Raw genomic sequence first — 22,357 nt, 5'->3', positions numbered from 1 at the left:
TGGGCTACTCCGTCTCTTGGATCAGAAATGTACTCTCGGGTTGAACTCAGCTTTTTTCGCCAGTTCCTGCCACAACGCCTTGACTTCATCGCTCGACGCTTTTGGCATGACGGCCTTGAGTTGAACGAACAGGAAGCCACGCTCGCCCGTCTTGTTCAGCAAGCCATGGCCCTTGGCGCGCATGCGCTGGCCGTTCTGGCTGCCGGCCGGCACCTTGAGGTTGATCTTGCCGGTCAGGGTCGGCACGGCAACTTCTGCGCCCAGCGCCAGCTCCCACGGCGCCAGAGGCAACGTGATGATCAGATTCTCGCCTTCGACATCGAATTTGGGGTGCGGCGCAAAACGGATCGTCAGGTACAAGTCGCCATTGGCACCGCCACCGACACCTGGAGCCCCCTGGCCTTTGAGGCGGATGCGCTCGCCGTCGGTCACGCCGGCCGGGATTTTCACGTTCAGACTTTTGCTGGTATTGCTGACATGCTGGCCGGCAGCGTTGTACTGCGGCACCTGGAAGGTGACCTTCTTCGATTCGTTCGAGAGGGTTTCTTCCAGAAAAATCCCGAGTTCCATTTCCACGTCTTGCCCTCGACGTCCGGTGCTGCGACGCGACTGTCCACTACTAAAACCAGGGCCACGATTGCCGAAAATCGAACTGAAAAAGTCCGAGAAGTCGCCCGCGTCCTGACCACCACCGAAACCGCCTGCGCCACGCCCTTGCCACCCTGGCGGGCCCTGGAACGGTTGGCCGTGCTGGCCATATTTGCGCAAATCGTCATATTCGGCGCGCTTGTCGGCGCTTTTCAGCGCTTCATAGGCTTCCGAGGCGTCCTTGAACTTGGCCTCGGCGTCCTTTTCCTTGCTGACATCGGGGTGGTATTTGCGCGCCAGCTTGCGATAGGCGGCCTTGATCGCCTTATCGTCAGCAGTCGGCTCCACACCGAGAATCTTGTAATAGTCTTTGAAGTCCATCTAAGAATCACCATCCGTTATCAAATCGCGTCGCCAGCCACAGCATGCTCTTGTTTGCAGCGTTTGGTTTGACCGATCTCAATTTTGTGACCGGGCAGCGCGTCAGAAGTTTATCGGCAGCGGACGACGGTTCTTGCGACCGCCGGTTGGCTACCAGGCCCATGCCAGCAAGTTTGGGGCAAAGCTGAGTCTTTCAAGCGCTAATGCCTGCGAATTAGCAGATAGTCGGCCTTCGATTATTCGTCGCACTGGCATACACTGCGCGGCCGTTTTTTAACCGGAACTTGAAAGACATGAAAAACGCATCTCCAGCCCGTGCCTGTGGTATCGACTTTGGCACGTCCAACTCCACCGTCGGCTGGCTGCGCCCCGGCATGGAAACGCTGATCGCGCTGGAGGACGACAAGATCACCCTGCCCTCGGTGGTCTTCTTCAATATGGAAGAACGCCGCCCGGTGTACGGCCGGCTGGCGCTGCACGAGTACCTGGAAGGCTACGAAGGCCGGCTGATGCGCTCGCTCAAGAGCCTGTTGGGCTCCAAGCTGATCAAGCACGACACCAGCGTTCTCGGTACGGCGATGCCGTTCAAGGACCTGCTCGGGCTATTTATCGGCCAGTTGAAGAAGCGCGCCGAAACAGCCGCTGGTCGGGAGTTCGAGGAAGTGGTGCTGGGCCGTCCGGTGTTTTTCGTCGATGACGATGAACTGGCCGACCAGGAAGCCGAAAACACCTTGGTCGACGTGGCCCGCGCCATTGGCTTCAAGGATGTTTCGTTCCAGTACGAACCGATTGCGGCGGCATTCGACTATGAGTCGACCATCGAAAAAGAAGAGCTGGTGCTGATCGTCGACATCGGCGGTGGTACGTCCGACTTCTCGCTGGTGCGTCTGTCGCCTGAACGCCGCAACCAAGACAACCGTCACGACGACATCCTCGCCACCGGCGGCGTGCACATCGGCGGGACCGATTTCGACAAGCAACTGAGCCTGCAAGGCCTGATGCCGCTGTTCGGCTACGGCAGCCGCATGAAGAGCGGCGCCTACATGCCCACCAGCCACCACATGAACCTGGCGACCTGGCACACCATCAACTCGGTGTACTCGCAAAAGTCGACCCTGGCCTTGGGCAGCATGCGTTACGACATCGAAGACACTGGCGGCATCGATCGCCTGTTCAAGCTGATCGACCAGCGCGCTGGCCATTGGCTGGCCATGGAAGTGGAAGAAACCAAGATTCAGCTGACCCACGCCGATAGCCGCCATGTGCCGCTGGACCGCATCGAGCCGGGGCTGAGTGTTGAACTGAGCCGGGCGTTGTTCGAATCCGCCATCGAAGCGCTGCTGGAGCGCGTGCGCACCAGCGTGACCCAAATGCTCAACGACGCGGATGTGCGGGTCGATCAGGTGGATACGGTGTTCTTCACCGGCGGTTCAAGCGGGATTCCAGCCTTGCGCAATAGTGTTTCGGCGATGTTGCCAAATGCGCGGCATGTGGAAGGGAACATCTTCGGCAGCATTGGTAGCGGGTTGGCGATTGAAGCAGCCAAGCGTTACGGCTCGATGGACTGATCAGAAACCCTGTGGTGAGGGGGCTTGTCGGAACGCCGCATCGCCCCGTTGGGTCGCGTAGCGGCCCTTTGCTCCAAAAAGGAGGGGGACTGCTGCGCAGCCCAACGGGGCGATGCGGCGTTCCGACAAGCCCCCTCACCACAATCAGATCAACAGCAGATCAAACCATCCCCACCTGCTTCAACTCACTCTTCAAATACGCGTAATAAATCGGCCCCGCCACCACTCCCGGCAGGCCAAACGCGGCTTCGAACACCAGCATCGCCAGCAGCAACTCCCACGACTTGGCACTGATCTGCCCGCCGACAATGCGCGCGTTGAGGAAGTATTCGAGCTTGTGGATAAAAATCAGATAACCCAGCGCTGCCACCGCGACCCAGATCGACAGCGACAAGCCAACGATGGTGATCAGGGTGTTCGACATCAGGTTGCCGATCACCGGCAGCAGGCCGAGCAGGAAGGTCAGCACGATCAGGGTTTTGGTCAGCGGCAGCTTGATGCCAAACATCGGCAGGACCACCGCCAGGAAAATCCCGGTGAAGAAAGTGTTCAGCAGCGAAATCTTGATCTGCGCAAACACGATGTTACGAAAAGCCTGGACCAGCAGGTGCAAGCGGTCGAACAGTGCGGCCGCCAGAGGCTTGCGCTTGGTCACGTCCGGCGCACGCTGCAAGGCAATGATCGCGCCCAGCACCATACCGATCAGCAGCGTCACAAACATGTGCGCCGCATCCTTGCCCACCAGCTGCAAGTCGCTCAAGTGCTTGCTGATCCATTCGCCGATGGCCACGCGGAATTCACCGGCACTGGCGGGCAGATAGGCGTCGATAAACGGCGGCAATTGCCCGCGCGCCCGGTCGACCACACCCATGAATTTATCGAGGGAAGCGCCGGGGTTTTCCGCTTCGTGCAGCAGGAAACTGAAGGCGCCGGCAAAGATCAGCGCCAGCACACTCACCACCAAGGTCCCGAGCAACGCCACCGCCAGCCAGCGCGCACGCCGCCCTTCGATCAGCCGCTGCAATTGCGGCGTGAGCATATTGACCAGTTCGAACACCAGCAGACCGGCCAGCAGGCTTGGCAACAAGCGCAGCGGGATCACCAGTAGCAAACCACCAAAAATGATGAACCAACTGATCAGCAGCAAAACGTGGCGTTGAGAAAACGTTGGCATACAGCCTCAAAACGAACAGCGTAAAAGGATTGGCAGTCTGCCAGCGTTCCGGTGGCAGCACTAGGAATTGTGTAGCTCGACTTTGGTCGGGGTTCCGCGTTTTTTTGCAGTGCCCTGACTGACCCCTTCGCGAGCAGGCTCGCTCCCACTTTGGTCCTGCGAACATAGATCCATTGTGGGAGCGAGACTGCTCGCGATCAGGCCCCCACATTTCCCGAACCGGGACTTAATTGTTCCTCAGGCAATCACTCATGAACGCCTTGCGCTCATCACCTTTGAGTAATTTGGTGGTGGCATCGGCGTTGCAGGTTTTCATTTTCTGTTGCTGAGGGGTCAGGGTTTTTATGTCAGGGACGGCCGGCTCGGTTTTGAGGCAGTTACTCATGAACATTTTGCGTTCATCACCTTTGAGGCTTTTGGCCGTCGCATCGGCGTTGCAGACAGTCATCTTTTCCTGCTGGGGTGTGGTCGCGAAGCTTTGGAAGCAGAGCAGCAAGCCGATCATCAACAAAGGGACACGCAACATCGTCATGGAGTTTTCTCCTTGTTGCCGTACCGATGGGCACGGCCTCGTTCTGGAGTGTAGACAACCCCTGTCACACCTTCCTGCTCTGCAGGTGACTGCGTCGGTACTGCTCCGGTGTACATCCGGCCTGGCGTTGAAACATTGCGATAAAGGCCGAACCCGTGCTGTACCCCATGTCGAAGGCAATGTCCTGAATGCTTCGATGGCTGTCCAGCGCCTCAATCGCCGCGAGGAACCGCAGCCGTTGCCGCCACTCACCGAAACTCATGCCCAGCTCGCGAACAAACTGCCGCGCCAGGGTGCGTTCGCTGACGTGGATCTGCGTCGCCCAGTCGGCCAAGGGCCGGTTGTCTCCGGGCTCGGCTTGCAACGCTTCCAGTATCCCCAACAGTCCCGGACTGCTGGCGTAGGGCAAATAGCATTCATGCACCGGCGCCAGTCGCAGTTGATCCACCAATACCTGACCTAAACGAATGTCTGTCTCGTGCTCGGGAATCTTCACGTCTCGCGTAGCAAAGTCCTTGAGGATCGCTTTGAGAATATCGCTGATCGCCAGCGTGCAGGCCTGTTGCGGCAACTCGCGGCACAGCGACGGCGCCAGGCAAACCGCACGGTAGTTGATCGGCTGGTTGCTATAGAAGCTGTGCTCGGTCTCGGGCGGCACCCACACCGCGTATTGCGGCGGCGACATGAAACGGCTGTTGCCGATTTCCATGTGCAACACGCCGTTGGCCGAATACTCGAGCGTGCCCCACGGATGCCGGTGAGCCGAGGCGTACTCATGGGTGTTGAAATCGGCGTAGCGGAAATAGACCGGGGCCGGCAGCTCGGCGAAGTCCAGCAGGTCAATGTGTTTACTGTTCATGCTGTCCGTAATCTGGGGCAGGTTGTCTGGATCGAAGTATAGGCTTGCATCCAGACAAGCGGATAATTGCCCCTCATTAACGTTCTGGTTTTTTCTGATGCAATACGCTTATCCCCTGCTGGCCATTTTCATCTGGGCTGGCAACACCGTGATCACCAAAATGTCAGCCGGGGCGATCTTCCCCGCCGAGATTGGTTTCTACCGCTGGTTGCTAGCCGGGATTCTGTTCACGCCGTTCATGCTCAAACCGGTGATCGCGCATTGGCCGCTGATTCGCCCGAACCTGGGCAAGATTTTTGTCCTCGGCGTGCTGGGCATGGCGGTCTATCAGAGCCTGGCCTACTTCGCCGCGGCACTGACCTCCGCCACCAACATGGGAATTATCCTGTCGCTGATGCCGTTGATGTCGCTGGCCATGGCGATTGTCAGCCTCGGCCAACGCCTGACCGCCGGCGCATTGGCCGGCGCGGTACTGTCGTTTGCCGGCGTATTGGTGGTGGTGTCGTCCGGCAGCCTCGGCGCGTTACTTGAACACGGCGTGAACATGGGCGATGCGATGATGCTGGTCGCCACCCTTGCCTATGCGATTTACAGCACGCTGCTGAAAAAATGGCAGCTGCGATTGCCGCCTCTGGTGTTGTTGTATTTGCAGGTGTTGGTGGCGGTGGTGGTGCTGTTTCCGCTGTTTGTCGCCTCGCCGAAGATCGGTCCGACACTGCAAAACATTCCGCTGGTGCTTTACGCCTGTCTGCTGGCTTCGATGCTGGCGCCATTGGCGTGGATGCAGGCGGTGGTGCGCTTGGGGCCGAGTCGGACCACACTGTTTTTCAATTTGCTGCCGTTGATTACCGCGCTGATTGCGGCGGTGGTGCTGCATGAGCAGTTGGCGATGTATCACCTGGTGGGCGGTGTGTTGACGTTGGGTGGGGTGGTGCTTTCGGGGCGTTGGACCACAGTCTTGGGCCGTACTTGATTCCTTGTGGCGAGGGGGCTTGCCCCCGTTGGGCCGCGAAGCGGCCCCGGCAATCTTTCAGGTTCACCGAGTTAACTGGTTTTACGACTGCTGCGCAGCCGAACGGGGGCAAGCCCCCTCGCCACAGGGTTAAACGCCGGCCGCTTTAAGCCGGGCCGCATGCTCTACAAACAACCGGATCGGCTCGGCGCCCTTCCCGACCAGTCCCAGCGACTGATTGACGATGTCGAAGTGATCCAGCGGATACTCATCGCCAATCACCGTCCCCAGGTGCGAGCTGTACCGCCCGACCATCCCGTCGCAATGCCCGACTTCGTTCACAAAGGTTTTGGCAAACAGTCGGCAACTGCGATTGGTCCCGTCAAACAGGTTGCGCCCACTATCCGTCTTGCCCGGCTGCAACGTCCCGGACCACGAGTAATAGCGCACGCCGTTAACCTCTTCCGGCCCGTGCCCGCCCCAGGTTTCAGGCAGGCCCTGTGGATAACGCTGATTGAACAGCGCCACACCTTCGGTGGTGAGTGAATGATGGGATGCGTGGATATCCACCGGCAGCTTCGGCCCGCGATAACCGGTTTCGAGCAAGCTCATCAACGCGGCGATTATCCGAAACAGAAAGCTCAGCAACCGGCCCTTGGCGCTGTCATGCGGATAGTGTTTGTGCAGGTAATCGGCCAGCTCCGAGCCGTGATTCGGCCCGGCCACCGAGGTCACCGACGCCACGAGGTCCGGGCGTTTGGCCGCCGCATAGCGGGCAGTGAGCGACCCCTGGCTGTGGCCGAACAGGTTGACCTTCTCGGCTCCGGTCTCGCGCAGGATTTCCTCGATCCGCGCCAACAGCTGTTCTCCGCGCACTTCACTGGAATTGAGCGGCGAGACCTGCACCGCAAACACGGTCGCGCCACCTTGGCGCAACGCCGAGACGATACCGTACCAGTACGGATAGAGCACAAGACGGATAAACCCGAGCATCCCCGGGACCAACACCAACGGGTAACGCGTGGCGGAACCTTGCGACATGGGCGAACGTCCTTGTGATCGGTGAGATGAAGCAAGGCGCGATGCAAGACGTCAGCCGAGCATCGTCACCGAAGATGACAACTCGACGACCAGTCTATGACATCCACCCTACTTCAGCCCCACTACTCCCGCCACGATCAACCCGACCGACGCCAGTTTGATCGCCGTCAGGCTTTCGCCCAGCAGCACAAACCCCAGAAACACCGTGCCCAGTGAACCGATGGCGGTCCAGATCGGGTAAGCAATGCTCACCGGCAGCTCGCGCATGGCCAGGGTCAGGAAGTAAATCCCGCCCACGGCGGCGACCACGGTGATCAGCGACGGCCAGAGCCGGGTGAAGCCTTCGGCGTATTTCATGCCCATGGCAAAGGTGACTTCAAACCCGGCGGCGATCAGCAGAAACAGCCAGGCCATCTAAAACTCCCTGGCCAGCGCCAGCAGGCGCTGCTCGGCCTCGGCGGCAGAGATCTGGAACGTGCGCGCCTCGGACTCTTCGCCCTCGGCGGCCACTACGGTGATGTCGGTGATGCCGATGAATCCCAGTGCCGTGCGCAGCAATGGATCAGCGTGGTTCATGGCTTCCAGCTCACCGCCCGGGCCGAAACCGAAACCGCCGCGACTGGTGACGATCAAGGCTTTTTTGCCTTGAACCAGCGGTTCGTACTGGGCTACGCCATTGTCCAGGGTGTGATTGAACGTAAGGCCGAGCCGCACAATCTGATCGATCCAGGCCTTGAGGCCGCTGGGTACGCTGAAGTTGTGCATCGGCGTGGAAATCACCAGCAGATCATGGCCGAGCAACTCGCCCACCAACTCATCGCTAAAGGCCAGATCAGCCTGCATCGTCAACGGTCGCGCATCGGGCTCGGGGTAAAACGCGGCGGCCACAAAGGCTTCGTTGACCGGCGGAATCAACGCCCGGCCAACTTCGCGACGAGTCAATTGCGAATGAGGATTGCGCGCCTGCCAGGCCGAAAGAAACACTTCGGCCAAACGGCGGGAGTGCGAGCGCTCGCCACGGGGGCTGGCGTGAATGGCAAGAATTTTACTCATCTGAATCTCCTTGGGATTACACTCAAACGACTTGTGGCTTGCAGCTTGAAGCTCACAGCCAACCGCTTCAAATGAGCAGAAATCAGTCTGGATGAATCTATTTCATCCATGGAGAATTGAATGTTTGCCTCACTGCCGCTGACCGCCCTGCGCGCTTTCGAATCCGCCTCGCGCCTGTTGAGCTTCAAGGCTGCGGCCGAAGAGCTCTCGGTGACGCCGACGGCGGTGTCCCATCAGATTCGCTCCCTGGAAACCTGGCTCGGCGTGCCGCTGTTCGAGCGATTGCCACGGCAAGTGCGCCTGACCGAGGGCGGTGAGCGGTTATTTCACAGCCTGCACGGCGCCTTTCTGGACGTAGCGCAAAGCGTCGACACCTTACGTCCGCAACGCAGTGGCACCAACCTGACGGTTTCCACCACTGCTGCGTTCGCGGCCTTGTGGCTGGTGCCGCGCCTCGGGCGCTTTTACGCGCGCCACCCCACCATCAGCCTGCGCCTGGACACCCACTGCGAAGTCATCGATTTGCATCAGGACGCCAGTGTCGATCTGGTGCTGCGCTACAGCCTCGACACCTACCCCAACCTCTATGGTTTGTGCCTGTTCGATGAGTCCTTCGGCGTGTACGGCTCGCCCGAGCAAGTCACGCTGGCGGCCACTCACACGCCAACGCTGATCAGCGTGCACTGGCACAACTCCAGGCTGTACGCCCATGGCTGGGAGGCGTGGTGCGCGCAGTCAGGCGAGTCATGGTTGGCGGGCAAACCGGCGGTTCGTGAATACGACGAAGAGCATTACGCCCTGCAAGCGGCGATTGCCGGTCAAGGCTTGGTGCTGGCGAGCAATATTCTGGTGTCGGAAAGCGTGGCCAGCGGTTTGCTGGTGGCTTATCGCGGCGAGATTCAGGTCGATGGCGCCGGTTACAGCGCGCTTTGCGTGCCGGGGCGCGAGCGACATCCGCCGGTCCGGGCGTTTTTTGCGTGGTTGCGCGAGGAGGCGTTGCTGTCCGGGCATACATTCTGAAAGATCTGTAGTGCCTGTCACGCCGTCTTCGCGAGCAAGCTCGCTCCCACATTGGTCCTGCGAACAATGATCCATTGTGGGAACGAGCCGGCTCCGGGCGGCGTTCCGACGAAAGCGTCGCCGCAATTTATCGGGTTGGTTTAACAGTCACTGGCGCCTTCCCCGCCTTCATCTGTTCCAGCAACGGCGCACACTGATTTGGCTCACCACCACTGGGCGCTATCAGCGCCAGCAACCCCGCCGCCGGTGCCGCAATCACGCCCAACGCCACCATCCCCGCCCCACGCAGCATCAGCGGCACGGCTTTCACACCGGCATCCGGCTTGATGAACTTGCCCCGCACGTAGAGTGGCGAGCGCAGCGAAATCAAGCGCCAGCCTTTCGACTCCGGCGTAATGGTCAGGTCCAGTTGTTCGGTCGCCATGTTCACGGTGCCATCAATGTAGACAATCGCGTTCTCGGTATCGAAGACGAACAGGCGCGTGGTCGCCAGCCCGGTCTTGATGTCGAAGTCGGCCGCCGCACAATTGATCTTCACTTCCTTGTCGCCAAAGATTTTGCCGACCACATAGTTACCGACATTCAGCCCGGCCAGCTCCATCAACTCGCGGCTGATCGCGCCGTCGTTGATGAGCATTTTCAGAGTACCGTTGGCGCTGCCCAACAGCTTGCCTACTGAGTTGCCGCGCCCCGAAATATCGGCATCGCCATTGAGCTCGCCGAAGCTGGTTTTCATCGGTTCGAAGGTCGGGAACAGTTGCTTGAGCTTGAATCTGCGCGCGGTGAGTTTGGCCTGGCCTTCCAATGGTTCGGTACGGCCATTCAAGCGAATCTGTGCCTCCAGATTGCCGCCCGCCACGCCAAAGCGCAGCGGTTCCAGGCTGAGCACGCCGTCGTTAAGTATCAGGTGCGTAAAGAGGTCGTTGATCGGCAGTTTTTCGCTGTGGACGATGCGCTTGCCGGTGAACTCGACGTCGGCGTCCATGTCACGCCAGCGTTCAGTCTTGAACTCTTCAACCGGCAACACTTTGTCCGTCGGCTGCTTGCTGTCGCCGCCACGGGCCTGTTGCCTGGCGTTGGAGTCGGCGCCAATCAGCGGCGCCAGGTCGGCGAACAACAGTTGCTCGGAGAGTAATGAACCATTGAGTTTCGGCCTTGGCTGACTGGCGACGTAAGTCAGGCTGCCGTGAATGTCACTCTCGCCGATCGTGCCGTTGAACGCTTCATAGCGGAACACCGCGCCACTGGGCTCATGCAGCTTGGCAATCAGGTGCCCGTCGGTTGCGTACGGCGATGTGTCCGGCAGTATCACACCGGTCAGCGGATAGAGATTGCCCAGGCTGCTGCCCGCCAACTTCAGTCGCAAGTCCAGCGCGCCAAGGTTCAGGGGATCGGTCAGGGTGCCGGCCAGCTCTATGCGGGTGTCGGCAATATTGACCTGAGCCTGCAGCGGAAACGGCTTGGCCGCGTCCTGCAGCGCCAACAAGCCGCCGATCTTGCCGGTGCCTTCGAGTTTCTGCGCGTGGTATTGGCCTTTGACCTTGAGGGCGAAGGCGTAATCCTGTGGTGCACCACCCTTTTCCAGCGCGGTTTTCGCCGCCTTGTCGCCGACGATGTCGCTGAACGGAATCGGTTTGCCCAGCGGATCGATGAGCACATCGAGCTGTGTCTTCAGGTTCTGATCGTCAAGGGTGACGTGGCCCTTGTCGAAGCCGATGGCGCCGATGTCGACCACCCAGTTCGACGGTTCGGCGTTGGGGTCTTTCGGGTCGAATTTGAACGTCCAGTTGGCGCGGCCATCAGCCAGACGCTGAAGGTCGGCGTTCGGTTCGGTCAGGTCGATGCGCGGGATCACCACCCGCTGAGTCAGCAAGGCCAGCGGTGAAATACGCAGTTCGACGCGTTTGAGGGTGACCATCTGCGGCTGTTTCGACCAGTCCGGGTTGCCGAGGCTCAAGTCTTCGGCCACCACGTGCGGCCACGGCACCCAAGCCCGCCAGCCGCCCTCGTCAGGCTCGCGCTGCCAGACCACCGCTAGGTTGCCATTGATGGCGAACGGACGGTGCAGCTCTTCGGAGACTTTGGTATTAATCGTGGGTTTGATCCGGTTCCAGTCGAAAAACACAATGATCAAAACGAGTATCGCCAGCAGAACAACCAGACTGGCAAAGCTCCAGGCAAATATCTTTGGGGTGCGCGTCATTGCACAGGACTCCTGAATACGACTGCGCGCCCTGACTGCGACGCACGTGTGAAACGTTAGGCCAGAACCGACCTGCCATGACACCTAGGACTGGGAAAAAGCGCGCAGGTTTAACCGAACAGCCCATTAACGTTCAAATAATCGATCGGGGTCACCGTGCTCACTCCAGACAGCGTTACCGAACGGTTTTTTTGTGCGGCGCGAGTGGGTCAAAACCACCCATTCCAGGGCAAAAATACTCGCCGAAAACGCCCGTTCTAGAGCCGCTCAGCAGAACAATCAATTCTGTTGATTATTACCATTGCGTTTATGAACTTTCATATCGACTTATCGAGAGTAGCATTGCTCTCGTACCCACTTGATCGCCCTCCCAAGGAGCAACCCATCATGAAACGCCAACTACTGCTTAGCCTGACCCTCTCGATGCTAGCCAGCACTGCTTTCGCTCTGCCAGCCCCTGATCAGACCGCTCCGCAAGTCAAAGACAGCCACTCGGCGTTCAGCCAAACCGTCGCTGAAGGTGGTTCCGACCGCACTCCACAAGGTCAGACGCTTGCCGAAGGTGGTTCTGATCGCACTCCACAAGGCCAAACTCTGGCTGAAGGCGGCTCCGACCGCACTCCACAAGGCCAAACTCTGGCTGAAGGAGGCTCCGACCGTACCCCACAAGGTCAAACCCTTGCCGAAGGCGGTGGTGACCGTGTGATCGAACGCAACAGCACTACGAGCTAAGCCCCATGGCCGCCCTGAAAAAAGCCCGATCCCCGGATTGGGCTTTTGATTTATACAGAACTGCATTTCCCCGCCTGATCCCCCGATAGTCGTTCGACGCCAGCGAAGCCGATTTGCTAGAGTGCGCCGCTGTCCTGTCCAGAAAACACTCTTGCGATGCTGCCCCGCGCCGAACAGAAACAACAAACCCGCAACGCCCTGATGGACGCTGCTCGCCATCTGATGGAGTGCGGCCGAGGATTCGGCAGCCTCAGCCTGCGCGAAGTGGCGAGAACCGCCGGCATCGTGCCCACCGGTTTCTACCGGCATTTCGCTGATATGGATGAACTGGGCCTGGTGCTGGTGAGCGAAGTCGGTCAGACCTTCCGCGAAACCATTCGCCTGGTGCGCCACAACGAATTCGTCATGGGCGGCATTATTGATGCGTCGGTGCGGATCTTTCTCGACGTGGTCAGCGCCAATCGCTCGCAGTTTCTGTTTCTTGCCCGCGAACAGTACGGCGGATCGCTGCCGGTGCGACTGGCGATTGGGCGGTTGCGAGAAGACATCAGCTCGGATTTGGCGGCTGACTTGTCCTTGATGCCAAAGCTTCAGCATCTCAACATCGCTGGTTTGAGCGTGATGGCTGATCTGATCGTTAAAAGTGTGTTCGCGACCTTGCCGGACATTATCGATCCGCCGGCCGAGGCGCTGCCCGAGCATTTGACTCCTCAAGCAAAGATCACTCAGCAGTTGCGCTTCATCTTTATCGGCCTCAAACACTGGCAAGGACTCGGCAGCACCGAGTAACCGTGTGGGAGCGAGCCTGCTCGCTCCCACAAAAACCTGTCAGCGCATCAATTCGGTGCAACTCAAACATCCTCGCACCACTCCCGCTCAAAATTCTGCAATAGCCCGAAACCCCCACCAAGCTCCGAAAGGTATTTCCTACGTATCGCCCGATTGGCAAGCCCCTTGCTCTAGCCTGAGCATTGTCCATTGCTGGAAGCCTTCCGATGCTGGTGATTCATCGCAGAATCGACCCTCAACCCGTCTGGGCCGCCGTATTGCTCCTGACCTTCGAAGCCCGGAGTAAAAGCCGTTTGCGCTGTTTCAGTGCCGAAGGTGAAGACGTCGGGTTGTTTTTGGAGCGCGGTCAGCCGCCTCTGTATGACGGCGAATGCCTGCAAGCCGAAGACGGACGCATCGTGCGCGTCTGCGCCCGCCCCGAACAATTGCTGCACGTCACCTGCGCCAATGCCTTCGAGCTGACACGGGCCGCGTATCACCTCGGCAACCGTCATGTCGCCCTGCAGATCGGTGATGGCTGGCTACGCCTGCTCGACGATTACGTGCTTAAAGCCATGCTCGAACAGCTGGAAGCCAAGGTCGAAAACATTGAAGCGCCCTTCCAGCCGGAACACGGTGCCTATGGTGGCGGCCATCACCATTCGCGACACGGCGACGAAGACTTCAACTACCCGCCGAAACTGCATCAGTTCGGCGTCCGACTATGAACCCGGCCTGGGCGCTGCTGCGTCTGGCCAGCCCGCAACTGCCGATTGGCGGCTACAGCTATTCCCAAGGCCTGGAAATGGTGGTGGATAACGGTCGAGTGTGCGATTCGGACAGCGCACGACGCTGGATCAGCGATCAGCTACTGCTGAACCTGGCACGGTTCGAGGCGCCGCTGCTGCTCGCCCATTGCACGGCGGCGGCCGAAGAAAACTGGCCAACATTGCTGCAGCGTTGCGAGGAACACCGGGCCAGTCGGGAAACCCGCGAGCTGCATCAGGAAAGCCGGCAGATGGGTTATTCGTTGCAGCAACTGCTCAACGGCTTACCGGAGCTGGATGCGCCCGCCCGCGCCTTCCTCGAACAACTCCCCGAACCGCACCTGGCCCTCGGCTGGGCGCTGGCCGCCCGGGCTTGGGGGATCAGTCCGCTGGATGCGTTGGCGGCGTGGCTCTGGAGCTGGCTGGAAAACCAATTGGCGGTGTTGATGAAAACCTTGCCACTGGGCCAGCAAGCCGCTCAGCGCCTGACCAGCGAACTGCTGCCGCTGTTGCAACAAGCCCAGCAGGACGCCACCCGAATCAACCCCGAACACTATGGCAGCGCCGCGTTTGGCCTGTCCCTGGCGTGCATGGCCCATGAGCGCCAGTACAGCCGCCTGTTCCGTTCCTAGGGCCTTTTAATTTGGAGAACCACATGAACACACAACCCCTGCGTGTCGGCATCGGCGGCCCGGTCGGTTCCGGTAAAACCGCTCTTACGCTGGCCCTGTGCCTGGCCCTGCGCGAGCGCTACAACCTGGCCGTCGTCACCAACGACATCTACACCCGCGAAGACGCCGACTTTCTGGTGCGCAACGAGGCCCTGGCGCCCGAGCGCATCATCGGTGTGGAAACCGGCGGCTGCCCACACACGGCGATCCGCGAAGACGCCTCGATCAACCTCGAAGCCGTGGATCAACTGAACCGCCGCTTTCCGGGGCTGGACCTGATTCTGGTGGAGTCCGGTGGCGACAATCTGTCAGCAACGTTCAGCCCGGAATTATCCGACCTGACCATCTACGTGATCGACGTTTCGGCCGGCGACAAACTGCCGCGCAAGGGCGGGCCCGGTATCTGCAAATCCGATTTGCTGGTGATCAACAAAGTCGATCTCGCACCGCTGGTGGGGGCGTCGCTGGAGATGATGGACAGCGACACCAAACGCATGCGCAACGGCAAACCGTTTGTCTTCAGTAACCAGAAAACCGGTCTCGGACTGGAGGAAATCATCGCCTTCATCGAACGCCAGGGCCTGCTGACAGCGGCCTGATCACGACTTATCAACAAGGAAGCTTACCCATGACACTGAAACGCATTCTGGGCGCCGTGGCCCTGCTGCTGACCCCGGCCATCGCCTTCGCCCATCCGGGTCATGGCAACAACGGCTTGATCGCCGGCATCAGCCACCCGATTGGCGGCCTCGATCACTTGCTGGCGATGATTGCGGTCGGTCTGTGGGCGGCACAGCAAAAAGGCGCAGCGCGCTGGGCGCTGCCGTGCACGTTCGTAGGCACGATGCTGATGGGCGGGTTACTGGGGTTTGAAGGGCTGAACCTGCCGGCGCTGGAAGGCGCGATTGCCGCGTCGGTGCTGGCGCTGGGCCTGGCGGTGGCGCTGGCAGTGCGTCCGCCGTTGAGCGTAGCGATGGGGGCGACTGCGTTGTTTGCGCTGTTTCATGGTGTGGCGCATGGATTGGAATTACCGGACATGTCGAGCCCTTGGGCGTATGCGGCCGGGTTTGTGGCGGCGACGGCAGCGTTGCATGGATTGGGTTATGCCGTGGTGCGGGTGTTGCCGCAAGCGGCGGTGCCGTTGGTTCGACTGGCGGGTGCAGCGTCGGCGGCGACTGGCGTGTGGTTGTTGGCGGGCTGATTTTTTATCGCCTGTGATGGCCTCATCGCGAGCAAGCTCGGCTCCCACAGTGGAATGCGTACTCCTGTGGGAGCCGAGCTTGCTCGCGATAGCGGCCTGACAGACATCGCATCTCTCCGGCCGGCCTCTCTCCCACAGTGGCATGCGTACTCCTGTGGGAGCCGAGCTTGCTCGCGATAGCGGCCTGACAGACACCGCATCTCTCAGGCCGGCCTCTCTCCCACAGTGGCATGCGTACTCCTGTGGGAGCCGAGCTTGCTCGCGATAGCGGCCTGACAGACACCGCATCTCTCAGGCCTGCTAACATGTCGCGCAATCAACCCTGCCGTGACGACGCCAGCCAATGCCGCCTGTTTCCCGCTCCGCCTCCCTGCCTGAATTGACCGCCCTGTTCGCCTCGGTGCAACAGCACTTCCAGGACGTGATCGTGCCGCTCTGGCAAGGACCCGGCTGGAATGCCAACATGGCACTGCCTTATGAAGCACTGGACGCGGAACATCAACCGCTGGCCCCTCAACGCTACCGGGCCATGGCCTGCGCACGGCAGCTGTATGTGTTCTCCAGCCTGATTGGCCAGGTTCCGGCTGCCCAAGAGCGTGCTGCTGCGCTATTCCGCTCCCTGCAGCAGCATTTCCACGATGCTGAACATGGCGGCTGGTTCTACAGCATCGACCCCCACGGCGCACCGCTCGATCAGCGCAAAGACCTCTACACCCACGCGTTCATCCTGTTTGCCTGCGCCCATTACTGGGACAAGGTGCGCGAGCCGTTGGTGGAATCGGCCCTCAATGCGACGATGGAAGTGATCGCTCAGCGTTTCGCGACAGGCGACGGCCTGTACGAAGCCAGCCTCGACCGTGACTGGTCATCGCTCAACTCCGGGCCGCTGCAAAATCCCCTGATGCACTTGGCCGAAGCCTTCCTCGCCACCCTGTCGGTGCGCGAAGACATCGCCGTGCAGCGCGCGCTCGTTGAGTTATGCACAGCCATGCAGAAGCGCTTCATCGACCCACAACAGAGCGTGTTGATGGAGAAACCGCTAGGAGCTGTGGATAACTGGTTTGAACCGGGGCATCAGTTCGAGTGGTATTTCCTGCTGGAGTCTTCGCCGTTGCTGCGCGATTCCACACTGCATGCTTCGCTTGAGCGTGCATTTGCGCTCACCGAGCAACTGGGCGTTGATCCATGCACCGGTGCCGTCGTGGCGATGCTTGATCTGGATGGCTCTGCAAAGGATGCCACCCAGCGCATATGGGCACAGGCTGAATACCTGCGCGCCCTGACCTTGCGGCCAAACAGCGAGGCCTCTGTGCAGCGCCAGTTGCAGGCGCTGCAACAGCGCTTTTTGCATGCGGGCGGCTGGTATGAGTGTCGCGATGAACAAGGCGAAGTGAGCCGCAAGGACATGCCGTCGACCACGCCTTATCACTTGGCGACCTGTTATCGCGGGTTGGTCGACTATCTGCGCTGACTGACAGATTGCTATCGCGGTCTTAAGCCTTGGCATTACGCTCGATTGAGAAACCAGCCCAGGTCTGACTCACCGGCATCAACTCCAGGCTGTTGATGTTGATGTGCGCCGGCGCGTTAAGCACCCAGAAAATGGTCTCGGCGATGTCTTGCGGCTGAATCGGCTCGGCCCCCGCGTATGTCGCGTTGTAACGCTCCTGGTCACCGGCGAAACGCACCAGCGAGAACTCGCTCTCACACAGGCCCGGCTCGATGTTGCTGACACGCACGCCAGTGCCTTGCAGGTCGCAGCGCAAGTTCAGCGAAAACTGTTTAACGAATGCCTTGCTCGCGCCATACACGTGGCTGCCCGGATACGGATAGTTGCCGGCGATAGAACCGAGGTTAACGATGCCGGCGCCACGGCCATGGGCAATCAGGCGCGGCAGCAACAAACGGGTGCTGTACATCAAGCCTTTGATGTTGGTGTCGACCATGGTGTCCCAATCGTCGAGATCGCACTTCGGCGCAGGATCCACACCGAGTGCCAGGCCGGCGTTGTTGATCAACCCGCGCAGCTTCGAGAAGGACGGTGGCAGGTTGGCAATCGCTTCCTCCATGGCTTTGCGATCACGCACGTCGAGCACCAGGCCATGTACCTCGGTCTGCTTCGACAACTCGGAGCACAGGGCAGTAAGGCGCTCTTCACGACGGCCTGTCAGCACCAGTTTCCAGCCAGCCTCGGCAAAACGGCGGGCACAGGCTTCACCAAAACCGGAAGTCGCGCCGGTAATAAACAGGGTGTTGGACATCGTGTTCTCCTTGCTTCGGCTGACGGGCAGCCCTTGGAATTGAAAGTCAGCTGGCAGCATGCCCGGCCTTGCTCACAGCGGCAACCACCGCAAAGCTGTGCAAAAAACAACCAACGCTGTTAGCACCATACGCCCCGTGGCTTGCAGCCATGTACACGCACGTTATCCACAGGTCGGTCCACAGTTTCCGGGGGCAAGTGGAAATGCTGGAGGCCGCTGTGTACAAGGCTTTGCGGGGAGTTTAGAAAGTTTTTCGCTTGACCCTCGCAGGCTCACTGTGTAGCCCAGGGCATTTTGCACGATTGACCCCGCAAACCAGCGATGGCGCCAAGCCAGTAACGACGGCCCTTAGCCGAGTCTTTCCAGAGTTTAACCACAGACTTATCCACAGGCCGCTACTGCCCGTTTCACCCTGCTTTAATCGCCAATAAAAAGGTTGACAACGCCGTCCTCCAGCCTCGCAAAAACGACTGATCAAAAAACAACCACGCCGCTGCAAGCCACGTATTTAAAGGCGTACAGCCAGCTACTCCCACGTTATTCACAGCCAGTTCCACAGCAAACGGGGACAAGTCAAAACAGTGACAAAACAACAATTTACAGCGGCTTTATGTCGCGCTTTGAGAGCTTGTGAATATTGTTTTCCACAATTTCAAGAATGCGCCCGACAGTCCCTGTGGGAGCGAGCCGGCTCCGGGCGGCGTTCCGACGAAAGCAGTGGGTCAGAGAAAAGCTTGCCAACTGACACTTTGCTATCGTCGGAACGCCGCCCGGAGCCGGCTCGCTGCCACAGGGAATGGTGGTGAATTGGGAATCGATCATGAGGTGATTTACATCCGCCGTCCTAATTACACCCGGGATGACCACGGAGCGCACACCTTGTGGGGGGATACTCGCCGGCCAGCAACCGGTTCTTGAGAATCGGACCAGAGAAATGGTTCAACCAACTATGCGCATCATACTAATCGGACTCAAAAAAACGGCAAAACGCTCGCCGGCATTAAAATACCGACAAGCGCCACTAGTTCGTGATTACATTACTCAGAACAACTTCTTCAGTTCCTCTGAGAAACCAGATACTTTTTTCTCGGGGTTCTTCTGGCAAAGTTTTACAAACTCTGGAAGAACCTCTGCTTTAACTTTTTCTTTAGTGAAAGAACCCCCATTTGAATTAATATTCTCGTCGACTGAAACCCAAAGCAAAACTGGGGCCTGAGCTGGAGGGGGCGTTACAAGGAACTCCTTACACGTCATATCATCGGTACTAGTCGACGCGGCATAAACACCGCTGACAGATGAGAGAATCAAGCTAGCCAGGGCCATTTTGCAAAAGGCTTTATGAGTCATTTTAAGCATCTCCACAGACTTTGATTATACCTCTGTATATAAGAGGCAATATCGTGTATTGATTTGCGCTAAAAATAAGAACTTAATTTTAGCGGCATTACAAGCGACACGCCGGATGAGTATAGACGCTTTCACGCGGTGTCAATGTCTATTTTTAGCACATGACAATAGCGCAAAAAACAACCAAATAGCGCTTGTAATCAAGATTGATTTTTCTGCACTAGCTTAGAGCCAACTTATAGTTTCACCGTCTAATATCAGATTTGCGCGGGCCCGCGCCTGAACACTTAAAATTCAACCAACACTTCTCTTTCCAACACAAAAAAGCCCCGGCGATTGCGCGCCGGGGCTTGTGCATAACAACGCAGACTCAATGGCCGCCGAGATAAGCGTTACGCACCTCTTCGTTAACCAACAGCTCCTTGCCGGTGCCCGTGAGGCGTATCTCGCCGTTGACCATCACGTACGCCCGGTCCGACAACCTGAGGGCATGGTTGGCGTTCTGCTCCACCAGGAAGATCGTCATGCCGGTCTTGGCCAACTCCCGCAGTGTCGCGAAGATCTGTTTCACCACAATCGGCGCCAACCCCAGGCTTGGCTCGTCAAGCAACAGCAGCTTGGGCCGGCTCATCAGCGCGCGTGCGATGGCGAGCATTTGCTGTTCGCCGCCAGACATGGTCATCGCCCGCTGGTTGCGCCGCTCTTCAAGTCGCGGGAACAACTCGAACATGCGTTGCATGTCTTCCTTGGCGTACTTGTCACCGATAGGGATGGTGCCCATCTGCAGGTTTTCTTCGACAGTCATGTCGGGGAACACCCGCCGGCCTTCCGGCGATTGCGCGATGCCGTTGGACGCGATGTAGTGCGATGACTTGTGGGTGATGTCCACGCCCTGATAGATGATCTGCCCGTCAGCCGCGCGCGGCTGGCCGAAGATAGACATCAGCAGGGTCGACTTGCCGGCGCCGTTGGAGCCGATCAGGCTGACCGTTTCACCTTCATTGATGTGCAACGAGACTTTCTTCAGGGCCTGGATCGGCCCGTAAAACACGTCCAGTTCCTTGAGTTCGAGGATCGGTTGACTCATAACACCACTTCCTCTTCATCGGCGCCCAGATAGGCCGCAATCACTTTCGGGTCGTGGCGGATCGCGTCGGGGCCGCCCTCGGCAATGACGATGCCGTGGTCCAGCACCACGATGTGGTCGGAAATACTCATTACCATGCCCATGTCGTGTTCGATCAGCACCACGGTCAGATCGTGCTCGTCACGCAGCAGCCGGATCATCGCGCTCAGCGCTTCGGTTTCCTGAGGGTTGAGGCCGGCGGCCGGTTCGTCGAGGCAGATAATTTGCGGACGGGTGCACATGGCCCGGGCGATTTCCAGGCGACGTTGCTGACCGTAGGACAGTTCACCGGCCAAACGGTTGGCGCAATCCACCAGGTCCACCACTTCCAGCCAGTAGAAAGCGTGGTCCAGCGCATCGCTTTCAGCCTTGCGGTAGCCCTTGGTGTTGAGGATGCCCGCCAGCATGCTGCGGTTGACCCACATGTGCTGTGCCACCAGCAGGTTTTCCAGCACCGACATTTCCTTGAACAGGCGAATGTTCTGGAAGGTCCGCGCCAGGCCGGCACGGTTCACCAGGTGGGTGCCGCCGAATGCCTTGTAGAACAGCCGACTGGCGAAGGATTTCGGCGAAACGAAATCGGTCGGTTTGAACGGTTCGCCCAGCAATTTGATGACGTTGGTCTGTTGCCCACGGATGTTGAGTTCGATCTTGCCGCCCGAGGCTTTATAGAACCCGGTCAGGCAGTTGAACACGGTGGTTTTGCCGGCGCCGTTGGGGCCGATCAGGGCGAAGATCGAATTGCGGTGGACTTTCAGGCTGACATCGTTCAGCGCCTTGATGCCGCCGAAGTGCATCATCAGCTTCTCGACCGAGAGTACGACTTCGCTCATGGCGCTACTCCTTTACGCGGGGTCACACCGGTACGGCTGATCCGAATCAGGCCGCGCGGTCGCCAGATCATCATCAATACCATCAGGATGCCGAACAGCAGCACGCGGTATTCCGCGAAACCGCGCAGCAGTTCCGGTGCGACGGTCAGCACAAAGGCTGCAATCACCACGCCGATGGTCGAGCCCATGCCGCCGAGCACCACGATGGCGAGGATCAGGGCCGATTCGAAGAAGCTGAACGAGGTCGGGTTGACGAAGCCCTGGTAGGTGGCGAAGAACACACCGGCCAGACCGGCCGTCGAAGCACCGATAGTGAACGCCGAGAGCTTCACCAGCACGTGGTTCAGGCCCATGGAGCGGCAGGCGATTTCGTCTTCACGCAAGGCTTCCCAGGCGCGGCCGACCGGCATACGGGTCAAGCGGTGCTTGATGTACAACACGGCCAGCACGACCATGAACAATACCGCGTAAATGAAGTAGTACTTCACGTCGGGGTTGTAGGCGATGCCGAAGAACTCGTGAAACGGCACACCACCGTCTTTCGCCCGTTTGCCGAACTCCAGACCGAAGAACGTTGGCAGCGGCGCCGGCATCCCGTTCGGGCCACCGGTCAGTGACAGCCAGTTGTTGAGGATCAAGCGGATGATTTCACCGAAGCCCAGGGTCACGATTGCCAGGTAGTCACCGTGCAGACGCAACACCGGGAAGCCGAGGATGCATCCGGCAAGTCCGGCAGTGATCGCCGCCAGCGGCAGCACCGTCCAGAAGCCCAGGCCGAGGTACTGGTAACCGAGCGCCAAACCGTAGGCACCAATGGCGTAGAACGCCACATAACCCAGGTCGAGCAGGCCGGCCAGGCCGACCACGATGTTCAGCCCCAAACCCAGCAGCACGTAGATCAACCCGAGGATGACCACGCCCAGCAGGTAGGAGTTGGAGAAAAACGGAAACACCACGGCAATGACGATCATCAGCGGGATGATCCAGCGCAAGCGGGATTTGTAATCGGGTGGCAGTACATGAACCCCGGAGCCCGTGGTTTCAAACCCTTCGAGAATTCTCAACCCCTTGGGTGTTTGCAGGAACAGGCTCAGAGCAAAGCGGCCAGCCATGACGATGGCGACAATCCACGCCACTCGCGTTGGTTGCAGATTGAAGCCATAGCCGTCGAGGACGATGCCGACAATCGGACCAAATACGATGAGCGCTACAAGGCCGGCAAGAATCGCGTCAACCAGGCTTCTTTTGATATCAATGGTTTTTTTAGTGGTTGAAGACAT

The 22,357-nt window shown here is 59.1% G+C and carries 23 protein-coding genes; 10 read left to right on the top strand and 13 right to left on the bottom strand.

Going from position 1 to position 22,357, the window contains the following annotated elements; translation table 11 throughout:
- Nucleotides 1-21: 21 nt before the first annotated feature.
- A complete protein-coding gene (locus tag ACWGZX_RS17415) occupies nucleotides 22-969 on the bottom strand; it encodes a DnaJ C-terminal domain-containing protein (RefSeq protein WP_452624756.1) in 948 nt (315 codons plus the stop codon).
- 293 nt (nucleotides 970-1,262) lie between these two features.
- Here ACWGZX_RS17415 and ACWGZX_RS17410 point away from each other — a divergent pair, with 293 nt between their 5' ends.
- Nucleotides 1,263-2,537 (top strand): Hsp70 family protein, encoded by a 1,275-nt coding sequence (locus tag ACWGZX_RS17410; protein WP_452624755.1) that lies wholly within the window; start codon nucleotides 1,263-1,265, stop codon nucleotides 2,535-2,537.
- Between the two features lie 160 nt (nucleotides 2,538-2,697).
- On the opposite strand, the gene ACWGZX_RS17405 is transcribed toward ACWGZX_RS17410, so the two are convergent.
- The 3 genes from ACWGZX_RS17405 to ACWGZX_RS17395 form a co-directional block, all read right to left on the bottom strand.
- The gene (locus tag ACWGZX_RS17405; RefSeq protein WP_223515039.1) at nucleotides 2,698-3,711 is read right to left on the bottom strand and encodes an AI-2E family transporter; all 1,014 of its coding nucleotides are present in this window, start codon (nucleotides 3,709-3,711) and stop codon (nucleotides 2,698-2,700) included.
- 226 nt (nucleotides 3,712-3,937) lie between these two features.
- The gene (locus tag ACWGZX_RS17400; protein ID WP_452624754.1) at nucleotides 3,938-4,243 is read right to left on the bottom strand and encodes a PsiF family protein; all 306 of its coding nucleotides are present in this window, start codon (nucleotides 4,241-4,243) and stop codon (nucleotides 3,938-3,940) included.
- 64 nt (nucleotides 4,244-4,307) lie between these two features.
- Nucleotides 4,308-5,102 (bottom strand): AraC family transcriptional regulator, encoded by a 795-nt coding sequence (locus ACWGZX_RS17395; protein WP_452624753.1) that lies wholly within the window; start codon nucleotides 5,100-5,102, stop codon nucleotides 4,308-4,310.
- A 97-nt stretch (nucleotides 5,103-5,199) separates the two neighbouring features.
- Between ACWGZX_RS17395 and ACWGZX_RS17390 the strand changes: the two genes are divergently transcribed.
- Nucleotides 5,200-6,075, top strand: a complete 876-nt coding sequence (locus ACWGZX_RS17390) for a DMT family transporter (protein ID WP_452624752.1) — start codon at nucleotides 5,200-5,202, stop codon at nucleotides 6,073-6,075.
- A 129-nt stretch (nucleotides 6,076-6,204) separates the two neighbouring features.
- Here ACWGZX_RS17390 and ACWGZX_RS17385 read toward each other — a convergent pair whose 3' ends face one another.
- The 3 genes from ACWGZX_RS17385 to ACWGZX_RS17375 form a co-directional block, all read right to left on the bottom strand.
- Complete coding sequence (locus ACWGZX_RS17385) at nucleotides 6,205-7,095, bottom strand: esterase/lipase family protein (protein WP_452624751.1); 891 nt, start codon at nucleotides 7,093-7,095, stop codon at nucleotides 6,205-6,207.
- Nucleotides 7,096-7,203: 108 nt separating this feature from the next.
- The gene (locus ACWGZX_RS17380) at nucleotides 7,204-7,509 is read right to left on the bottom strand and encodes a DMT family transporter (protein ID WP_452624750.1); all 306 of its coding nucleotides are present in this window, start codon (nucleotides 7,507-7,509) and stop codon (nucleotides 7,204-7,206) included.
- Nucleotides 7,510-8,148, bottom strand: a complete 639-nt coding sequence (locus tag ACWGZX_RS17375; protein WP_452624749.1) for an FMN-dependent NADH-azoreductase — start codon at nucleotides 8,146-8,148, stop codon at nucleotides 7,510-7,512.
- Nucleotides 8,149-8,268: 120 nt separating this feature from the next.
- Here ACWGZX_RS17375 and ACWGZX_RS17370 point away from each other — a divergent pair, with 120 nt between their 5' ends.
- Nucleotides 8,269-9,168 (top strand): LysR substrate-binding domain-containing protein, encoded by a 900-nt coding sequence (locus ACWGZX_RS17370; protein WP_452624748.1) that lies wholly within the window; start codon nucleotides 8,269-8,271, stop codon nucleotides 9,166-9,168.
- A gap of 127 nt (nucleotides 9,169-9,295) precedes the next feature.
- Here ACWGZX_RS17370 and ACWGZX_RS17365 read toward each other — a convergent pair whose 3' ends face one another.
- Nucleotides 9,296-11,371: an AsmA family protein gene (locus tag ACWGZX_RS17365; protein WP_452624746.1), complete on the bottom strand. Its 2,076-nt coding sequence runs from the start codon at nucleotides 11,369-11,371 to the stop codon at nucleotides 9,296-9,298.
- 387 nt (nucleotides 11,372-11,758) lie between these two features.
- Here ACWGZX_RS17365 and ACWGZX_RS17360 point away from each other — a divergent pair, with 387 nt between their 5' ends.
- The 7 genes from ACWGZX_RS17360 to ACWGZX_RS17330 all read left to right on the top strand — a co-directional run bounded on the left by ACWGZX_RS17360 (nucleotide 11,759) and on the right by ACWGZX_RS17330 (nucleotide 16,981).
- Entirely contained in the window at nucleotides 11,759-12,103 is a 345-nt protein-coding gene (locus ACWGZX_RS17360; RefSeq protein WP_452624745.1) for a hypothetical protein, read from the top strand.
- Nucleotides 12,104-12,259: 156 nt separating this feature from the next.
- The gene (locus ACWGZX_RS17355) at nucleotides 12,260-12,892 is read left to right on the top strand and encodes a TetR family transcriptional regulator (RefSeq protein ID WP_223518490.1); all 633 of its coding nucleotides are present in this window, start codon (nucleotides 12,260-12,262) and stop codon (nucleotides 12,890-12,892) included.
- 206 nt (nucleotides 12,893-13,098) lie between these two features.
- Nucleotides 13,099-13,599, top strand: coding sequence for an urease accessory protein UreE (ureE, locus tag ACWGZX_RS17350; RefSeq protein WP_223518489.1), 501 nt, complete (start codon nucleotides 13,099-13,101; stop codon nucleotides 13,597-13,599).
- Complete coding sequence (locus ACWGZX_RS17345; RefSeq protein WP_452624744.1) at nucleotides 13,596-14,270, top strand: urease accessory protein UreF; 675 nt, start codon at nucleotides 13,596-13,598, stop codon at nucleotides 14,268-14,270. The genes ureE and ACWGZX_RS17345 overlap by 4 nt, the downstream gene beginning before the upstream one ends.
- Before the next feature lie 23 nt (nucleotides 14,271-14,293).
- Complete coding sequence (ureG, locus tag ACWGZX_RS17340; protein WP_007947546.1) at nucleotides 14,294-14,908, top strand: urease accessory protein UreG; 615 nt, start codon at nucleotides 14,294-14,296, stop codon at nucleotides 14,906-14,908.
- A 29-nt stretch (nucleotides 14,909-14,937) separates the two neighbouring features.
- Nucleotides 14,938-15,510 (top strand): HupE/UreJ family protein, encoded by a 573-nt coding sequence (locus ACWGZX_RS17335; protein WP_452624743.1) that lies wholly within the window; start codon nucleotides 14,938-14,940, stop codon nucleotides 15,508-15,510.
- Between the two features lie 343 nt (nucleotides 15,511-15,853).
- Nucleotides 15,854-16,981 carry an AGE family epimerase/isomerase gene (locus ACWGZX_RS17330; protein ID WP_452624742.1) on the top strand — a complete coding sequence of 376 codons (1,128 nt, stop codon included), beginning with the start codon at nucleotides 15,854-15,856 and terminating at the stop codon, nucleotides 16,979-16,981.
- A gap of 22 nt (nucleotides 16,982-17,003) precedes the next feature.
- Here ACWGZX_RS17330 and ACWGZX_RS17325 read toward each other — a convergent pair whose 3' ends face one another.
- The 5 genes from ACWGZX_RS17325 to livM all read right to left on the bottom strand — a co-directional run bounded on the left by ACWGZX_RS17325 (nucleotide 17,004) and on the right by livM (nucleotide 22,357).
- Nucleotides 17,004-17,771 carry an SDR family oxidoreductase gene (locus ACWGZX_RS17325; RefSeq protein WP_452624741.1) on the bottom strand — a complete coding sequence of 256 codons (768 nt, stop codon included), beginning with the start codon at nucleotides 17,769-17,771 and terminating at the stop codon, nucleotides 17,004-17,006.
- 1,041 nt (nucleotides 17,772-18,812) lie between these two features.
- The gene (locus ACWGZX_RS17320) at nucleotides 18,813-19,118 is read right to left on the bottom strand and encodes an HdeA/HdeB family chaperone (RefSeq protein WP_223518482.1); all 306 of its coding nucleotides are present in this window, start codon (nucleotides 19,116-19,118) and stop codon (nucleotides 18,813-18,815) included.
- A gap of 370 nt (nucleotides 19,119-19,488) precedes the next feature.
- On the bottom strand, nucleotides 19,489-20,205 hold the full coding sequence (locus tag ACWGZX_RS17315; RefSeq protein WP_452624740.1) for an ABC transporter ATP-binding protein: 717 nt from the start codon (nucleotides 20,203-20,205) through the stop codon (nucleotides 19,489-19,491).
- Nucleotides 20,202-21,077 (bottom strand): ATP-binding cassette domain-containing protein, encoded by an 876-nt coding sequence (locus ACWGZX_RS17310; RefSeq protein WP_452624739.1) that lies wholly within the window; start codon nucleotides 21,075-21,077, stop codon nucleotides 20,202-20,204. Before ACWGZX_RS17310 ends, ACWGZX_RS17315 begins: the two co-directional genes overlap by 4 nt.
- Complete coding sequence (gene livM / locus ACWGZX_RS17305) at nucleotides 21,074-22,357, bottom strand: high-affinity branched-chain amino acid ABC transporter permease LivM (protein ID WP_452624738.1); 1,284 nt, start codon at nucleotides 22,355-22,357, stop codon at nucleotides 21,074-21,076. Before livM ends, ACWGZX_RS17310 begins: the two co-directional genes overlap by 4 nt.

This window comes from Pseudomonas sp. CLCA07 (assembly GCF_053615335.1).
This window is presented reverse-complemented; position numbering and strand designations above follow the sequence as displayed.

Coding starts and splice junctions, on each gene's coding strand:
- ACWGZX_RS17415 (WP_452624756.1), bottom strand. CDS start 969: ATGGACTTCAAAGACTATTACAAGATTCTCGGTGTGGAGCCGACTGCT.
- ACWGZX_RS17410 (WP_452624755.1), top strand. CDS start 1,263: ATGAAAAACGCATCTCCAGCCCGTGCCTGTGGTATCGACTTTGGCACG.
- ACWGZX_RS17405 (WP_223515039.1), bottom strand. CDS start 3,711: ATGCCAACGTTTTCTCAACGCCACGTTTTGCTGCTGATCAGTTGGTTC.
- ACWGZX_RS17400 (WP_452624754.1), bottom strand. CDS start 4,243: ATGACGATGTTGCGTGTCCCTTTGTTGATGATCGGCTTGCTGCTCTGC.
- ACWGZX_RS17395 (WP_452624753.1), bottom strand. CDS start 5,102: ATGAACAGTAAACACATTGACCTGCTGGACTTCGCCGAGCTGCCGGCC.
- ACWGZX_RS17390 (WP_452624752.1), top strand. CDS start 5,200: ATGCAATACGCTTATCCCCTGCTGGCCATTTTCATCTGGGCTGGCAAC.
- ACWGZX_RS17385 (WP_452624751.1), bottom strand. CDS start 7,095: ATGTCGCAAGGTTCCGCCACGCGTTACCCGTTGGTGTTGGTCCCGGGG.
- ACWGZX_RS17380 (WP_452624750.1), bottom strand. CDS start 7,509: ATGGCCTGGCTGTTTCTGCTGATCGCCGCCGGGTTTGAAGTCACCTTT.
- ACWGZX_RS17375 (WP_452624749.1), bottom strand. CDS start 8,148: ATGAGTAAAATTCTTGCCATTCACGCCAGCCCCCGTGGCGAGCGCTCG.
- ACWGZX_RS17370 (WP_452624748.1), top strand. CDS start 8,269: ATGTTTGCCTCACTGCCGCTGACCGCCCTGCGCGCTTTCGAATCCGCC.
- ACWGZX_RS17365 (WP_452624746.1), bottom strand. CDS start 11,371: ATGACGCGCACCCCAAAGATATTTGCCTGGAGCTTTGCCAGTCTGGTT.
- ACWGZX_RS17360 (WP_452624745.1), top strand. CDS start 11,759: ATGAAACGCCAACTACTGCTTAGCCTGACCCTCTCGATGCTAGCCAGC.
- ACWGZX_RS17355 (WP_223518490.1), top strand. CDS start 12,260: ATGCTGCCCCGCGCCGAACAGAAACAACAAACCCGCAACGCCCTGATG.
- ureE (WP_223518489.1), top strand. CDS start 13,099: ATGCTGGTGATTCATCGCAGAATCGACCCTCAACCCGTCTGGGCCGCC.
- ACWGZX_RS17345 (WP_452624744.1), top strand. CDS start 13,596: ATGAACCCGGCCTGGGCGCTGCTGCGTCTGGCCAGCCCGCAACTGCCG.
- ureG (WP_007947546.1), top strand. CDS start 14,294: ATGAACACACAACCCCTGCGTGTCGGCATCGGCGGCCCGGTCGGTTCC.
- ACWGZX_RS17335 (WP_452624743.1), top strand. CDS start 14,938: ATGACACTGAAACGCATTCTGGGCGCCGTGGCCCTGCTGCTGACCCCG.
- ACWGZX_RS17330 (WP_452624742.1), top strand. CDS start 15,854: ATGCCGCCTGTTTCCCGCTCCGCCTCCCTGCCTGAATTGACCGCCCTG.
- ACWGZX_RS17325 (WP_452624741.1), bottom strand. CDS start 17,771: ATGTCCAACACCCTGTTTATTACCGGCGCGACTTCCGGTTTTGGTGAA.
- ACWGZX_RS17320 (WP_223518482.1), bottom strand. CDS start 19,118: ATGACTCATAAAGCCTTTTGCAAAATGGCCCTGGCTAGCTTGATTCTC.
- ACWGZX_RS17315 (WP_452624740.1), bottom strand. CDS start 20,205: ATGAGTCAACCGATCCTCGAACTCAAGGAACTGGACGTGTTTTACGGG.
- ACWGZX_RS17310 (WP_452624739.1), bottom strand. CDS start 21,077: ATGAGCGAAGTCGTACTCTCGGTCGAGAAGCTGATGATGCACTTCGGC.
- livM (WP_452624738.1), bottom strand. CDS start 22,357: ATGTCTTCAACCACTAAAAAAACCATTGATATCAAAAGAAGCCTGGTT.